Below are 14,378 nucleotides of genomic sequence, written 5' to 3' on the forward strand. Positions count from 1 at the left end.
GGGTAGGCCGCGTTCGGCCTGGGCCCCCTGGACAGCTCCTCTCGCCGGGCTGGGCCCGGTGGTCAGCCCGGCGAGCTGGCCACCGGGCTCCGGCACGAAGGCACGGTCCGACAACTCAGTGAGCGACCAGTTCGACCTCGAAGCCGTCACTGTTCTCCAGATACGCGGCGTACTGGTGAGGGCCGCCTGCGCGGGGGTGACGGTCAGGGAAGAGCAGAGTCCAGCCCCGCTCAAGGGCCTTTTCGGTGAGGGTGTCGACTTCATCGGCAGTTGCCACGTGGAAGGCGAGATGGTTGAGCCCTGGTGCGCAGCGGTCGTGTCGATGTCCGGTGAGGGCGGGAGACTGCTCGAAAACGAGATAGGTGTGGCCTTGCCGCCAGCTACGTCCGTTCTCCCAGTCCTGATGGAGGGTGTAGCCGAGGTTCTCCAGGAGCCACCCCCATTCCGTAATGGCTCGGGCGAGGTCGGGGACCCAGATCTCGACGTGATGGAGGGCACCTGTCGGCGGAGAGGCCGTGGAGGTGGTGGGGTCCGGCACGAGCGCGTTCTCCCGCGAGTCGGCGGTGTTTGTTTAGGTCAGAGCAGGCTATACAGGAGGCATCGAACGACGGGCGACAAGGTCAACTTCCCTACGTGTACGGGTTTCCGGCCGCCTGTCGACAGCCCGCACGAGGGGTCTGGAGCCGATCAGGACTGGGGCGACTGGCAGAGCCTCGGCGCCTACAGAGCCCTTGCCCACAGCCATCAGCCCTCAGTTCGATCCGACCGACCGGTGGCCGTACGGCTCGGGCACCTCTCAGGCAACGATCCACAAAGTAGTGGTCAGTGCCCCCAGGGCCGCGCCCGCCACGGTCTGCGCCACCGTGTGGTATCCCAGCGCCACACGGGACCAGCACACGACCACGGCCCCCGCGTACCCCACCAGCCACCACGGGGTGTGCACGACGGCGAGCAGCGCGACCGTGGCCGAGGCGACCGCCGAATCGACGGAGATCTTCCAGACGGTGTTCACGCTCAGCAGGACGACGGTCATCAGCCACAGCGCAACCATCGCCAGGATGACGTCCGTTGGGGCGTGTCCCCAGCTCATCAGAAGTGCGCCGGTCCCGACGGACGCCAGGATGACGAAGAAGATGGGCGCCCGTTTCGTGCGGTCCACGACGTGGCGGTCGCCCCATGCACCCCGTTTCCGCTCGTACTCGATGTACCCGGCGGGTACCAGGCCGGAGCAGATCGCGCCCAGAAGCCCCCAGGCCAGGCCGGTGAGTCCACCCACGACGGCCCCGATCCCGAGCATGCCGGCCACGAGTACATTGCGCGGCTGGAGGGCATCCGTGACGACGCGGGCGACGGTGTTCGATGTGCTGAGGGACGGCCGGGCAACGGGCGCGTTCACTGTCGTCCTCGTCCTTCGTCTTCGTTGTCGAGCAAGACGAAGGAGTGTACCGAGTTGAACCCGGTACAACCGCAGCACAACCTGGAGCCCCGACCGCCCGTCCCACAAGTGCCCCTGTTCGCCGCTTGAGTTGGAGCCCCCGTGCGCATACGGACTCGTATACGGACCTACGTCATGGTTGTGCCGGTCGCCACCGCGGCCACCGCAGTTCTGCCTCTTGGCGCGCCCGCGACGGCGGCCGCTCCGGCGGTGGCCTCGCCGAGGGTGTCGGCCAGTGACGTGAACGGCGACGGCTTCGCGGACCTCGCCGTGGGGGTGCCGGACGCCACCGTCGACGGCAAGGCCAGGGCCGGATACGTCGACGTGGTCTGGGGCGGGCCGAAGGGGCTCGGCAAGAGTGGCGACACCCGGGTCACCCAGGCTCTGCCCGGTGTGCCCGGCACCCCGGAGAAGGGTGACCGGTTCGGCGCCGCGGTGAGCACGGCCGACATGAACGGCGACGGCAGGACGGACCTCGTCGTCGGCGTCCCCGGTGAGGACGTCAACGGCTCCGGTGCCGACGCGGGTACGGTCGTCGTCATCCACGGCGCCAGGGGCGGTCTCGGCACCGGCGCCACCGTCGTGAACGGGCCCTCGTCGTCGACGGCGTACGGGACGTCCCTTGCGGCCGCGGACCTCACCGGCGACGGCAGAGCGGACGTGGCGATCGGCGCGACGGACAGCGTCGTACTGAAGCCGGGCGGCGGTTCGGCGACGACCGTGTTCACCGGGGCGATGGGGGGACGCGCTCCCGTTCTGGCGACCGGGGACCTGGACGGCAGCGACGACGGCGTCCCCGAACTGGCCACCGGGTACTGGTCGACAACTCCCTTCACCCAGTCACACGTACGCCTGTGGAGCTGGTCCCCCGAAGAGAAGTCACTGGCCAATTTCTGGAACACCGACAACGCCGGCGTCTCGGCCCTGGCCGCCGGTGATTTCGACGGGGACGGCCACGACGATCTGGCGCTCGGCGAATGCCGGGAGATCGCCGACGAGAACATCGACGACCCCTGCGGTCCCGAGGAACTCGCTCTGGGCGGGGGCATCAAAGTCCACTTCGGCGCTGGAATCCCCTGGAACTTCGGATACCGTCAGCAGAACCTGAACCAGGAAACCCCCGGTGTCAGGGGCGCCGCCGAGTCCGACGACCACTTCGGTGCGGCCCTCACCGCCGCCGACGTCAACGGTGACGGCCGCGACGATCTGATCGCCGGCGCGCCCGGCGAAGCCATCGGTGATCGCATCGGGGCGGGCGCCGCGACGCTGCTCCTGGGCGGTCCGAAGGGTCTCCTCGACGCCGGCGGAGCGGGTCACTCGGTGGCGTTCCACCAGAACACCCCGGGCGTTCCCGGCGCTGCGGAACCGGGCGACGCGTTCGGCTCCGCGGTCGCGACGGGGGACTACGACCACGACGGCACGACGGACATCGCCGTCGGATCGCCGGGGGAAAACAGCGGATCGGGCGGCATCTGGGTCCTCCCCGGGGCATCCGCCGTCGGCTCCTACGACTTCACTCCCGGCAAGCTCGGCCTGCCGGCACCGTCGAGCGCCCTGAGGTACGGCGGGATCCTCGGCAACCGCTGATGTCGGACGAGTGCCGAAGGCCGGGGTCTGCGCGGCGAGTCGGACCGAGCGGCTGCGTCCTCAGGCCGACTCGGCGTGGTCCTGATCCGGGCTGACCGGCAGGCCACGGTGTCGGCCGCGCCGGCCGTGCGTGTCACCCTTCCCGCCGTGGATCAGACGTAGTCGGTGTGGCGAACCGCGTCGCGACGAAGTGACCTCCGGACGCTCGCTTCTGTGCCGGTTGGTGTGCTCCTTCGGGTGGGCCATGCGGTCTTCCAGGCGGTCCATGCCGAAGAGGAGCAGCCCCATCACCGGCAAGAGCGTGAACGCTATGTAGAGCATCAGGAGCTTCCTCCCCGTGGTCGCACTCTTCGGCTGCCCGGCCCGGAAGCGTTCACCGGCGCAGCTGTGTGGAGGTTGTGTGACGCAAGGAGTGCACCGTCCAACTGGCATGTTCGAGGGCTTCGTTGTCACTCCCCGGGGAGGTTTTGCCGGGCGTCGCGCGGACAAATGTGCTGCCAGGCACGCCGGAATCGGCGGCCGCCCGGCGCCTGGATGCGCCGGGCCGTCCCACGCTGTTCGCGGCGGAGAGGAGTACGAGGATGACAGAGGACCTGCCCGCTCGGCCGGCGCCCGGCCCGATGGGAGAGCACGACATCACGGCCGGCCACCTGAGAGGCCCGGAGCTCGTCGGCTACAAGGTTGAGGCGACGGACGGCACGGTGGGACGGGTGGACGCCGTCTCGAACGAGGTCGGCCCGGAGCATGTCGTCGTCGACACCAGGGACGTACTGCTGGGCAAGAAGGTGCTGCTGCCCATGGCGGCCGTCGTCGGGATCGATGAGGAGGCTCAGCGGCTGCGTGTCGGGCACGACGCGGAGAGGATCAAGGGCGCGCCGCGCTTCGACCGCGACATGCGGGTCACCGATCCGAGCTTCCGCGCACTGATCGACGAGCACTACGGACGGCCCGGCACCGTCTGAGAGGAGCATGCCCGGCGGCAGACCATCCGTTCGACGGCGCCCGAGTGGAACACGGTCGGCCGCGGCCCTGCTTGGTGGGCGTACCTCTTCGGGGCGCCTCACCACCTCTGCGTGCCGGGCGCACCCTTGAAGGGGCCCTGCACTTCTCCGGTGATCCAGCCGCCGTAGAAGTCGCCGTCCTGTGCCGTGACCACCTCCCCGGCGACGGTGCACCGGTCCATCAGGCTCGGGTAGAAAGCGATGAACCCGGCGAGCTGTGCGTAGTCGGGCTCGGGGTGCGGATAGCTCCAAGCGGCGCGGCGACGCACGTCGTCTCCCACCACGACGTCCCAGTACTGGGCCGCGCCCTTCCACTCACACCAAGTACGCCGACCGTTCGAGCGGATCAGCAAGTCGGTCCGGACATCCGCCGGAGGGATGTAGAAGACCGGTGGATGGCTGGTCTCAAGCACCCGGATCGCCCTGCCCGTGTCCGCGACGACCTGGCCTGCGCATTCGATACGCACGGTGCGGTCGTCCGCCCGCACGGCGGGTGGACGGGGGTAGTCCCACACGGATTCGTTCGCCCGTGGTGCAGTAAGTGAGGCGGGTTCGTCTCCTTGCAGGTGGTCGAGATACACCTCGTCCTCGTAGCACCAGGCCCATTTCTGGCCGGGGCCACGCGAGGACGCCACCGGGTGGCCGCTCGACTCGAAGTGGGCCGTGGCATGCGCACCGGGCGAGCTGTCGCTGCACCCCACGTGACCGCAGGCCAGACAGAGCAGCAGGTCAGTCCTGGTACGGCCCTGCTCGGCACAGCGCAGGCACGTCTCACTGAGCGGAGTCGACGCCGGATCGGCGGTCAGCGCATGTGGACAGGTGCGGCCCGAGGGGCGCCCCCCGTCGGGCCGCACCACCCACCTGCTCATCGGTGGTCACCAGGCTGCACCGCTCCGCAACGCTGTCCCTGCTGTGGGGCAAGCGCGTGGGCCCGGGCGCTCACTCTCGCCTCGACGGAATCGAGGGCTGGCACGGTGGCTTCTCCGCCTACTGTGATCATGTGGACTATTCGCTCGTTCACCCGGCATGAGATGCAGGCGGCGGACACCCCTCGTCGGCCGCGGCCGCACGACGGGAGTACCTGCGTAGAAGCGGCCAGCCGATCCGCTTATTTCCGCAACGAAGTCATCATCGGCTGATCCAAAGCTGGGCGGACTCGTTCTTCGCCAGGTCATGACCGGAGCATCACGTGATCCGGCCGGCGATCGGTCTCACGAAGAGGCGGCCGGCCTTTCCAGCCCCAGACGGGTCAGGGCTCGGTCATGGACGCGGCTCAGGAGCAGCAGGGCGCAGGTGGCGCCGATCAACGCACAGAACATGTCCCACTGGGTGTCCCAGACGTCTCCCTGAGTTCCCAGGAAAGCGTCGGCGGCGTCGCCTCCGGTGACCGCCGCGAGCCATTCCAGCATCTCGAAGACGGCACTGAAGGCCAGGCAAGCGCAGATGGTGAGCGGGGGGAGCCAGCGGCTGCCGCGCAACGGCGATGTCCGGACGAGGAGTTCGCGTACCAGGACGGCGGGGACGAAGCCCTGCATGAAGTGGCCGAAGCGGTCGTAGGGGTTGCGGTTCCATCCGAGCCAGTCGCGTACCCAGTCCCCTGCGGGCACCTCCGCGTAGGTGTAGTGGCCGCCCACGATGAGGACCAGGGCGTGCGCCGCCAGCAGCCCGCACAGCAATCCGCTCAGAGGGAAACGGTGACGCAGCAGGATCGCCAGCGGCAGTCCCACCATCACCCATACCGTCTCCAGCAGCCAGGTCGTCGGATCGGCCGCGCCGAACCGCGACACGACGAGCGCGGCGGCCACCGTGACGGCGAGGGCAGCCGGCAGACGACGCCGGGGCAACAGGCCCAGGGCCGGCGTCGGGGCGGGGGTGCGGTGGGTGGCGGTCATCGCCTGCTCCTCATGTTTCGGTGCGGGCCACCACTGTCGGGCTCGGACGCGAGCGCTCTCATGAGTACGGGTACTCAAAGCACCGCGCGGCACCTCCCCGGTCGGGGTGAGTGATCGCGGCACCCGGTGCGGGACAGCACAAACGCGTAGCGGCACGTCTGGCACGAGAAGCAGACCGTCAACGGCCCTGTCGCTGTTCGTGTGGGGCGCCCGCCCCGCCCGAACCTCAGGGGCCCCGCACCATGTGGGCCGTGCGGCGAGAATGGTCACCATGACCGAGGAATTCCTGTGGGTGTACGAAGGCACCGGGTTGGAGTGGCTGCACGACCGGCTCGGCCGCCCGGACAGCGGAGGGCCGGGACACGTCGTGTCCGAGCTCGTGCCGGGCGGGTTCGAGGCTTACGTGCGCATCTTCCACCGGTTCGAGGCAGGAGACGGCTCGGGGCGGACCCGCACCTGGAGCTCCCTTGCCGCGGAGTCGCGCACCGCTTTCCACCCCGAGCTGATGTCCCGCGCGCTGACCGGCCGCCTCGACGCTGTGGGCGAGCTGCTGTGGGAGGTGTACGACGGCGTCCTCGATCCGCACAGCCGAGCGGCGCTCGCAGGGCTCCTGACCGAAGTGACGGGCGACCAAGCCGTGTACTTCGCCTACGATCTGCCCGCGCTGATCCACGGGGCGACCAGTCCCCTCGTACACCGGTCCTCGCTGGCCGCCCTGGAGGAGGTACGGAGATCCGTGGCGGACGTCGTGGGCGACAGCGGTCCGGAATTCTGGTGGCCCGAGGACCGCAGCTGGGTCGTGACGACGGACTTCGACCTCTTGTCCACGTACGTCGGTTGCTCCGCACGCACCGCCGAGCTTCTCCACGCCGACGGAGCACTGGAGACAATCGCCGTCACCCCGTCCACCCGCGTCGACAACGCTGCCGAGCAGTACCCGTCCCGGTGAATCAGGAGACGCAAGGTGTGGAGGGGTAGCGGACCCGCTTGGGCGCCGGCTGGTCGTCCGGCTCGCGTTGTGCCTAGTACGCCTCGTCGTGATTGAGGCCGAGGACTGAACGGACCCACTCAGCGATGAACTTCTTGCCGCTGACCTGGAACATGAGCGCATTAGGGCCTGTCTTGTGGGCCCTTTGAGCTGATCAGAGCCCTGACCCTGTGTTCACGGAACGAAGGGAGTCGCATGTCCCGCGTTACCGCTGAAGACGAGACAGAGATGAAGGGGATCACCTTTCGTGCCTGGCGTGGAAAGCACTATGTGACGCTGGCTGAGCTACTGGTTCGCCTCGGTAGCTTCGGCCTGGACATGAGGTGGCGCGTTGAATTCGACGAGATCGTCGACCCTCGCTGTGCAGAGATGGAGAGACGGTCTGCTGCCGCAGGCATGGACACGTTGACATGTTGTCCTTGACGACCCCCTTCCTCCAGTTGATCGACGCCGAAGCACGTGGATTCGCCGACGCCAAGCTGGTGCTCGTCCTGAGCGAATGTGACAGCTCTTGGTGGGACGTCAGGGCAGTCGACGCACGTATACTCAGCGAACTTCGCCGTCATTACCCAGAAGCCGAGGACCTCTGAACGGGCGCGTCACGCGGTGTTGTTGGCCAGAGCCAGCAGGCTGGAGCGGTCACCATTGAGGCGGTCTCGGTCGACGTTCCCGGAGATGCCTCGCACCGAGCCGGTGGACGTGTGCTGCCAGACGGTCCAGAACGGGAAGCCCGACGGAACGCGGGGACTGCCTGCGGATACCCAATGGGCCACCCACAGCGGGCTTCTGGTGGACAGGCCGCTCCAGCCGCCGGTGCAGGAGTTCCACCAGCTCGCGCTGGTGTAGATCACGGCCTCGCGGCCCGTGCGGGCCTTGTACGTGTTGGCGAAGTCGAGGATCCAGGACTGCATCGCCGCGCGCGTCTTGCCGTAACAGCTTCCCTCTATGTCCAGTACACCGGGCAGCGTCACGTTGTCGCGGGACCAGGCGCCACCGTTGCCGACGAAGAAGTTCGCCTGCGCCGCGCCCCCGGACGTGTCGGGCCGCGCGAAGTGGTACGCACCCCGGATCACGCCGGCGTTACGGGCACCCAGGTAATTGGTCCTGAACGTGGGGTCCTTGTACGTGGTTCCCTCGGTTGCCTTCATCCAGGCGAACTCGATGCCCACGCTGCGGACCGCAGCCCAGTTGATGCCGCCCTGCCATTTGGAGACGTCCACACCCACGGAGTTGGCCAGGATGTTCGCGTCCGGCGCCGCGTCGAGTTCCAAGCGCCGGTCGTCCGCCTTGAAGTCCTTGCTGTCCTGGACGTAACCCACGCCCATGTAGCCCTTGCCCGGCGGGACGCCGCCGTGCGACGGCAGCGGCGCTGAGGACGCGGTGCCCGACATCAAGCTGAGGGTCAGTGCCGCGGCCAGGCCGGCCACGCCTGCCGCAGTACGAGTGCGCCGCGTGGACCCGAGGGAAAAGCTCCAGGGGAACAAGGCATCCTCCTGTTAGGTGGGGGGTGAGATGCAGTGGTGACGAGTGGTACTTCGGTGCGGTGGATCTCGGCGCGCCGGAGTGGGAGCGCGGCGCGGCAGGCAGAAAGAGGCGGGACATGTATCCGGTCAGCAGCGGCTGGCCGGAGGCACACCCCGGAAAGATCTACGCGCGTTCAACCAACCCGACAATGACGCACAGGGGTACGGAATCGAGCACACGTAAACAGTCGGTTCTCCGCCGCGTCAGCGGCCTGGATCACCATGTACCTGAGGAGCTACGGCAGCAGATCGGCCTCGCCAGAACTCTGTCAAGTACGTTAAACGGAAGCACTTTTGGCGACCCAAGACAGTGAGCTGATCGGAGCCATCACCACACAGAGCCCGTCTGGGAGAGCCAGCCGTGACACGGCGGAGGGAGATACCCTCTTCATGCCCACGGCAAAGCGGAACGCAAACCGGCATGGTCGAGGAGTGGCGGACGCCGGACGCGCGGCGCGACCGGCGGCCGCCGAAGTGCTCGACACGATGGAGAAGTGTCCCGGGTCCGGACGGTCCGAGGGGGGCGGACCCTGTTGCGTGTCGGCCTCAGGTCCGCCCCGTCATCGTTCCGAGAAACTCGATGTCAGATGACGCCCTGGGCCAGCATCGCGTCGGCGACGCGCTCGAAGCCCGCGATGTTCGCGCCCGTCACGTAGTCGCCCGGGGCGCCGTAGCGCTCGGCGGTGTCGTGGCAGGTGGCGTGGATGTCCTTCATGATGTGCGCCAGCTCGTCCTCGACGCGCTGTGCCGTCCACGAGGTACGGGCGTGGTTCTGCGCCATCTCCAGCGCGCTGACCGCGACACCGCCCGCGTTGGCCGCCTTGCCGGGGCCGAAGGCGACGCCCGCCTTCTGGAGCAGGTCGACGGCTTCGGGGGTGGTCGGCATGTTCGCGCCCTCGGAGACCGCCTTCACGCCGTTGCGGATCAGCGCGGCCGCGTCGTTCGCGTCCAGTTCGTTCTGCGTGGCCGACGGCAGCGCGACATCGCCGGGGACGTCCCAGACGCGTCCGCCGGGCACGAAGCGGGCGGAGGAGCCCCGGCGCTCGGCGTAGGTGTCGACGCGGCCCCGTTCGACCTCCTTGATCTGCTTGAGCAGGTCGAGGTCGACGCCCTTCTCGTCCACGACGTATCCGGAGGAGTCCGAGCAGGTCACCGGGTTCGCACCGAGGGAGCGCAGCTTCTCGATGGTGTAGATGGCGACGTTGCCGGAGCCCGACACCACCGCCGTCTGCCCCTCCAGGTCCTCGCCGCGCTCGCGCAGCATCGCCTCGGCGAACAGCACGTTGCCGTACCCGGTCGCCTCCGGGCGGATCAGCGAGCCGCCCCAGCCCTGGCCCTTGCCGGTCAGGACACCGGCCTCCCAGCGGTTGGTGATGCGCCGGTACTGGCCGAAGAGGTAGCCGATCTCGCGGCCGCCGACGCCGATGTCGCCCGCCGGGACGTCGGTGTGCTCACCGATGTGCCGGTACAGCTCCGTCATGAAGGACTGGCAGAAGCGCATGACCTCGGAGTCGCTGCGCCCGTGCGGGTCGAAGTCGCTGCCGCCCTTGCCACCGCCGATGCCGAGACCGGTCAGCGCGTTCTTGAAGATCTGCTCGAAGCCCAGGAACTTGATGACGCCGAGGTTGACCGACGAATGGAACCGCAGGCCGCCCTTGTACGGGCCGAGAGCGCTGTTGAACTCGACGCGGAAACCGCGGTTGACCTGCACCCGGCCGCGGTCGTCCTGCCACGGCACCCGGAACATGACCTGTCGCTCCGGCTCGCACAGCCGCTCCACCAGCCCCGCCTCGACGTACTCGGGGTGGGCTTCGAGCACCGGCACCAGAGTCTCCAGGACCTCGTGAAGGGCCTGGTGGAACTCGGGCTGGGCAGGGTTGCGTCGCTCGATCTCGGCGAGGGTGCTGCCGAGTATGTTCTGCATGTCGGATCGCGTCGTCACGGAACGCCTTTCTGGCACGGCTGCCACCAGATCCGAAACGCGTGCGGCTCGCTCCGGCCCGGTCCATCGTTGAGCGCTCGGCGCCGTTGCCGGGCGCGGGACAAGATCAGTGTTACGCCCATGTAAACACCTCGACCGGTCGAGGAACCAGGAGCGGCCCACCATGCGAGACCCGGACCCGCAGGGGTGGGCCACCCGTACGCCTCGGCCCGGCAGGGCCGGGCCCGGTCACCCGGCCGGGGATCAGTCCACGTCGGAGCGGGTGGTGCCCATGGACAGGCCGGCGACCCAGTTGATGGAGGCCGTCGTGTCATCGGTGCCGAAATAGGTGCCCCAGCGCGGTTTGTTGCCCAGATCGTCCCAGGTGCGCGCGCCGGTCCGGGAGGCGAACAGGGCTCCGTCCTTGTATACGGAGAGCGTTCCCGCGCCGTCCGCGTCCGTGGTGATGCCCAGCTGGATGGAGTGCCACTCCCCCGCGGTCCAGGGAGTGGTGCCGATGGAGATCCAGGTCTCGCCGGGCGCCACGTACCAGACCTTGAGCTGATCGTCCTCGACCTTCATCAGCACGGGATAGTTCTGGCTGTTCTGGTCGTTGGTGCCGTTGGACTTCCACTGGAAGACGGTCTGCGCGTTGCCCGTCTTGGTCATGGAGTCCCAGCCGAACCAGTACGTACTGTCGTCTCGGAAGGTGTACTCGCCCGAGGAGGTACGAACGCTGTGCGCCTCGCAGCGCGGCGTCCCGACCGGCTTGTTGAACTTGAAGAAGGGGCCGTGACCGTCGCCCCAGTCCCCCGTCGTGACGCTCCCCGGGCTGTCGCAGAGGGTCGTCACGAAGACGCCGACGCCCTGCGAGGCGTCCGCGTCCCAGATCACGGACGCCTCGGCAGGAGAGGCGGCCAGCACGGTGGCGCAGACGGTGGCAGTGGCGGCGGCTGTGCAGGACCAGGCACGCAGTGGGGTGCGGTACACGGGATCACCTTTTCGATCGACTCGCGCACTGTTGTAGCGCCAGCCGTCACAACGCTCAATATTTTTGGCTGAGTTGATCGTCTCGATCGTTTGAAGGGGACCTGCGACTCGGGGCGCTGGTCCTCGCGCACCCGGGACCAAAGTCGCCATCTGCGCCGATTCGCCCCTCTGTGAGGCTTCCGTTACATATTCGACGGGAATCGCACACAGCTGCTCCGTAGGTTCACAGGTGTCGCAAGGACGACATCTCACCCACAGCGGAGCAAGAAGGTAATCGATATGTCGATTTCTCGTCGTGTACTACAGATCGCGGCCGTCTCCGGTCTCGTCGCCGGCCTCACGGTCCCGGCCGCCGCCGCGTTCGCGGACTCCGCCGCGCCACAGCCCGATCAGCAGACCGTCTCCTCGCCCTCCCCCGCCACCTCGCAGTCCTCGTCGGACCAGGGCAAGGAGCAGCAGTACTCACTGAGCAACGGCGCCCAGGCGCACGTGTACTCCCTTCCCGACGGGTCGTACATGGCCTGGATCACGGTCAAGGGGCAGCGGGTCGCGAACCTGAGCTCCGGCAGTGGGAGCAGCACGGTGAACGGCTACCGCTACATCCTCAACCAGGCCAACGGATTCGTGGGTGTCGTCCACCCCGACGGCTGGCACAGCGAGCAGGACAAGCCCGACCCGGCCCACCAGAAGAAGCACCCCGACAACCACCAGAAGGACCAGAAGATCCACCCGAGGCCCCACCAGGACACCCGCGACCAGCGGACCGCGCAGCACGACTCCCAGACGGGCGCCACGCGCGACAAGGGCACCTCGGCCGCTGTGGCGGGCGGGCGCGAGGGGCGGCTGCCGCAGGGCGGCGTGCGGGCCGGTGCCGAAGGCGCCTCCTCGCACGGCTCCGACACCCCGCTCATAGTGGCGGCCGGCGGTGGTCTCGCCCTGGCAGGCGCCGGCTTCGGCTACCTGGTCGTCCGTCGCGGCCGCCGCGAGGAGTCCTGAGCCCGGCGCGCCCGTCTCCAGGGAGACCTCGTGACAATTACGACCCCTCGTGCGCCGAGGCGGGACGCCGGTGGCAGCCGCGCATCGCGCCCTGCGATGCGGTGCGCGGCGAGCCTCGCGCTCGTCCTGACGGCCGGCCTGTCCGGTCTGACGGCCTGCTCACCGGCTCATCCCGCCGCCGAGGACGTACATGTGACGAACAGATCCGCCCGCCACGCCCAGCACGCCGCGGCCCCACTGCCACGATCGCTCCCCACCGGCCTGCGCATCCCGTCAGCCGGTGTCGACGCATCGTCCATGCTGCGGCTCGGGCTCGGCCCCGACCGCGGCCTGGAGGTACCGCCGGCCGACAAGGGACAGGAACCCGGCTGGTGGACGGGATCGGTGACGCCCGGCCAGCGGGGAGCCGCCGTGATCGTGGCGCACTACGACACCGCGAACGGTCCCGCGCTGCTGCGCGACGTAGCCCTCGTCCGGGTCGGCGACGAGATAGCCGTACCCCGCGCCGACGGCCGCACGGCCACCTTCACGGTCCAGGAGATCCAGCAGGTCGCCAAGGACCGCTTCCCGACACGGAAGGTGTACGGCCCGACCAGCACCCCTCAACTCCGGCTCATCACGTGTGGCGGGCCCATCGTCGACGGCCATCGCGCCGACAACATCATCCTGTACGCCGCACTCACATCATGACGCCCGCGCACCGACACGTTTTTGCGCGCCCGACTCCAGCATCCCAAGGAAGGACACCCATGTCCCACGACGCCACCCCCCGCTCCCGCACCCGGCGCACCACGCTCGCAGCGCTGCTGCTGACCACCACGGTCACCGCGACGCTCGCTGTCGCGGGTTCCGCGTCGGCCGCCTCCGGCGACGGCCATCAGGCCCCCCGGGCCGGTTCGACGTACGGCGGCTACGACGGCGACTACGGCAAGGGCTGGACCGACAACTACCGCTACGACAAGGACTACGGGAAGCCGTGGGGCGGCGGCGTCACGGACAAGCAGAGGATCGCCGACGTGGCCGTGACCGCCTCCGGTCCCCGCCAACTCGACCACAACCAGGAGCAGCGCTGGGTCGTCGAGTTCACCAACAAGGGCTCCGCCACGGCCAAGAACGTCCGCTCCAGCACCACGATGCCGAACGGCATCAGGTACCTGGCGCACCGCATCAGCGAGGGGCATGCGTCCGAGACGCTCACCAGCGACGGCCGCATCGTGCTCAGCATCGGCGACCTGGCTCCCGGCCGCACGGTCCGCCTCGAGATAGCCGGCCGCGCGCCGTCCTACGGCGGAGGCACGGTGCAGCTCTCCACCTCGGTCACCGCCAGCGGCCCGGAGCGCACCACCGGCAACAACACGGCGGTCGTGCAGACGCGCATCGCCTGAGCCGGGCCGCTACGTACGCATCGCCTTGGGCAAGCGGGGCCGGGGACCCGTCCCGCACGAGCGGGTCCCCGGCCGGGTCAGGTCAGGTCAGGTCAGGTCAGGTCAGGTCAGGTCAGGCGGACGGGACGGCGGCCAGCAGGTCCGCCGGAACTCCGCCCTTGTCGGGAGCGTAGTAGTTCTTGATCTCGGCCTCCCAGACGTCCACCCGGATCCGGTCGGCGGCATCGGGGGCGAACGCGTTGAACAGTGCTTCGATGTTGGGCAGTTCGAAGCCGACGCCTCTCATCATGCCGATGAAGACGGGGCGGGTGACGGTTCCGCTGCCGTCCACGTCACCGAAGCGTGCGAAGCCGGCCGCGAACGCGTCGACGGCCCCGCTGAAGCGTTCCGGCGACAGGACGCACGCCTGGAACTCCTCGTACGTGATCCGGCCGTCGCGGTCCGTGTCGAGTTCACGGGCCAGGGTCTCCCAGTAGCGCCGGAACCCGGCGCGCATGGCCTGGCTGCGCGCCTCGTCGGCCTCCGGCACCGCCGCGGCGACCCGGTCGCTCATGAGCGTGAAGTCGGCGGCTTCCAGGACCCCGTTGCCGTCGGCGTCGAACAGGGTGAAGACCAGTTTCACACGTGTGACTGCTTCGGAGCGCATGTGCGTCTGCCTTT

The 14,378-nt window shown here is 68.7% G+C and carries 15 protein-coding genes; 6 read left to right on the forward strand and 9 right to left on the reverse strand.

What is annotated here, in order from left to right:
- Window positions 1–115 precede the first annotated feature (115 nt).
- Both K377_RS17175 and K377_RS17180 read right to left on the reverse strand, forming a co-directional pair.
- Window positions 116–538, reverse strand: coding sequence for a VOC family protein (locus tag K377_RS17175; RefSeq protein ID WP_111664261.1), 423 nt, complete (start codon window positions 536–538; stop codon window positions 116–118).
- Window positions 539–796: 258 nt separating this feature from the next.
- Complete coding sequence (locus K377_RS17180; RefSeq protein ID WP_111664262.1) at window positions 797–1,396, reverse strand: hypothetical protein; 600 nt, start codon at window positions 1,394–1,396, stop codon at window positions 797–799.
- 174 nt (window positions 1,397–1,570) lie between these two features.
- Here K377_RS17180 and K377_RS17185 point away from each other — a divergent pair, with 174 nt between their 5' ends.
- A complete protein-coding gene (locus K377_RS17185; RefSeq protein WP_111664263.1) occupies window positions 1,571–3,022 on the forward strand; it encodes an FG-GAP and VCBS repeat-containing protein in 1,452 nt (483 codons plus the stop codon).
- 60 nt (window positions 3,023–3,082) lie between these two features.
- Here K377_RS17185 and K377_RS17190 read toward each other — a convergent pair whose 3' ends face one another.
- Window positions 3,083–3,343: a hypothetical protein gene (locus tag K377_RS17190; RefSeq protein WP_111664264.1), complete on the reverse strand. Its 261-nt coding sequence runs from the start codon at window positions 3,341–3,343 to the stop codon at window positions 3,083–3,085.
- A 260-nt stretch (window positions 3,344–3,603) separates the two neighbouring features.
- On the opposite strand from K377_RS17190, the gene K377_RS17195 reads away from it, so the two are divergent.
- The gene (locus K377_RS17195; RefSeq protein ID WP_146614734.1) at window positions 3,604–3,984 is read left to right on the forward strand and encodes a PRC-barrel domain containing protein; all 381 of its coding nucleotides are present in this window, start codon (window positions 3,604–3,606) and stop codon (window positions 3,982–3,984) included.
- 98 nt (window positions 3,985–4,082) lie between these two features.
- Here the strand turns inward: K377_RS17195 and K377_RS42720 are convergent, their stop codons facing one another.
- Entirely contained in the window at window positions 4,083–4,892 is an 810-nt protein-coding gene (locus tag K377_RS42720; protein ID WP_111664266.1) for a DUF427 domain-containing protein, read from the reverse strand.
- Window positions 4,893–5,234: 342 nt separating this feature from the next.
- Window positions 5,235–5,915, reverse strand: coding sequence for a DUF2238 domain-containing protein (locus tag K377_RS17205; protein WP_111664267.1), 681 nt, complete (start codon window positions 5,913–5,915; stop codon window positions 5,235–5,237).
- A 271-nt stretch (window positions 5,916–6,186) separates the two neighbouring features.
- Between K377_RS17205 and K377_RS17210 the strand changes: the two genes are divergently transcribed.
- On the forward strand, window positions 6,187–6,864 hold the full coding sequence (locus K377_RS17210; protein WP_146614735.1) for a hypothetical protein: 678 nt from the start codon (window positions 6,187–6,189) through the stop codon (window positions 6,862–6,864).
- Between the two features lie 638 nt (window positions 6,865–7,502).
- On the opposite strand, the gene K377_RS17220 is transcribed toward K377_RS17210, so the two are convergent.
- The 3 genes from K377_RS17220 to K377_RS17230 form a co-directional block, all read right to left on the reverse strand.
- On the reverse strand, window positions 7,503–8,294 hold the full coding sequence (locus K377_RS17220) for a GH25 family lysozyme (protein ID WP_111664557.1): 792 nt from the start codon (window positions 8,292–8,294) through the stop codon (window positions 7,503–7,505).
- Window positions 8,295–9,009: 715 nt separating this feature from the next.
- Window positions 9,010–10,350 (reverse strand): NADP-specific glutamate dehydrogenase, encoded by a 1,341-nt coding sequence (gene gdhA, locus K377_RS17225; RefSeq protein WP_181512592.1) that lies wholly within the window; start codon window positions 10,348–10,350, stop codon window positions 9,010–9,012.
- A gap of 261 nt (window positions 10,351–10,611) precedes the next feature.
- A complete protein-coding gene (locus K377_RS17230) occupies window positions 10,612–11,337 on the reverse strand; it encodes a heparin lyase I family protein (RefSeq protein WP_111664270.1) in 726 nt (241 codons plus the stop codon).
- A 279-nt stretch (window positions 11,338–11,616) separates the two neighbouring features.
- Here K377_RS17230 and K377_RS17235 point away from each other — a divergent pair, with 279 nt between their 5' ends.
- From K377_RS17235 to K377_RS17245, 3 genes are all read left to right on the forward strand, one after another.
- On the forward strand, window positions 11,617–12,333 hold the full coding sequence (locus tag K377_RS17235) for a hypothetical protein (protein WP_111664271.1): 717 nt from the start codon (window positions 11,617–11,619) through the stop codon (window positions 12,331–12,333).
- Window positions 12,334–12,525: 192 nt separating this feature from the next.
- On the forward strand, window positions 12,526–13,023 hold the full coding sequence (locus K377_RS17240) for a class F sortase (RefSeq protein WP_309252231.1): 498 nt from the start codon (window positions 12,526–12,528) through the stop codon (window positions 13,021–13,023).
- 59 nt (window positions 13,024–13,082) lie between these two features.
- Complete coding sequence (locus K377_RS17245) at window positions 13,083–13,718, forward strand: DUF11 domain-containing protein (RefSeq protein ID WP_111664273.1); 636 nt, start codon at window positions 13,083–13,085, stop codon at window positions 13,716–13,718.
- A gap of 112 nt (window positions 13,719–13,830) precedes the next feature.
- Here the strand turns inward: K377_RS17245 and K377_RS17250 are convergent, their stop codons facing one another.
- A complete protein-coding gene (locus K377_RS17250) occupies window positions 13,831–14,364 on the reverse strand; it encodes an EF-hand domain-containing protein (RefSeq protein WP_111664274.1) in 534 nt (177 codons plus the stop codon).
- Between the last annotated feature and the right edge of the window lie 14 nt (window positions 14,365–14,378).

This window comes from Streptomyces sp. PsTaAH-137 (assembly GCF_003259365.1).
In the GTDB taxonomy this organism is placed as follows: Bacteria; Actinomycetota; Actinomycetes; order Streptomycetales; family Streptomycetaceae; genus Streptomyces.

What these genes read in the sequence shown, in the direction of transcription:
- K377_RS17250 (WP_111664274.1), bottom strand. Translation starts at nt 14,364, where the DNA reads ATGCGCTCCGAAGCAGTCACACGTGTGAAACTGGTCTTCACCCTGTTC.
- K377_RS17205 (WP_111664267.1), bottom strand. Translation starts at nt 5,915, where the DNA reads ATGACCGCCACCCACCGCACCCCCGCCCCGACGCCGGCCCTGGGCCTG.
- gdhA (WP_181512592.1), bottom strand. Translation starts at nt 10,350, where the DNA reads ATGCAGAACATACTCGGCAGCACCCTCGCCGAGATCGAGCGACGCAAC.
- K377_RS17220 (WP_111664557.1), bottom strand. Translation starts at nt 8,294, where the DNA reads ATGTCGGGCACCGCGTCCTCAGCGCCGCTGCCGTCGCACGGCGGCGTC.
- K377_RS17185 (WP_111664263.1), top strand. Translation starts at nt 1,571, where the DNA reads ATGGTTGTGCCGGTCGCCACCGCGGCCACCGCAGTTCTGCCTCTTGGC.
- K377_RS17190 (WP_111664264.1), bottom strand. Translation starts at nt 3,343, where the DNA reads ATGCTCTACATAGCGTTCACGCTCTTGCCGGTGATGGGGCTGCTCCTC.
- K377_RS17210 (WP_146614735.1), top strand. Translation starts at nt 6,187, where the DNA reads ATGACCGAGGAATTCCTGTGGGTGTACGAAGGCACCGGGTTGGAGTGG.
- K377_RS17195 (WP_146614734.1), top strand. Translation starts at nt 3,604, where the DNA reads ATGACAGAGGACCTGCCCGCTCGGCCGGCGCCCGGCCCGATGGGAGAG.
- K377_RS17235 (WP_111664271.1), top strand. Translation starts at nt 11,617, where the DNA reads ATGTCGATTTCTCGTCGTGTACTACAGATCGCGGCCGTCTCCGGTCTC.
- K377_RS17245 (WP_111664273.1), top strand. Translation starts at nt 13,083, where the DNA reads ATGTCCCACGACGCCACCCCCCGCTCCCGCACCCGGCGCACCACGCTC.
- K377_RS42720 (WP_111664266.1), bottom strand. Translation starts at nt 4,892, where the DNA reads ATGAGCAGGTGGGTGGTGCGGCCCGACGGGGGGCGCCCCTCGGGCCGC.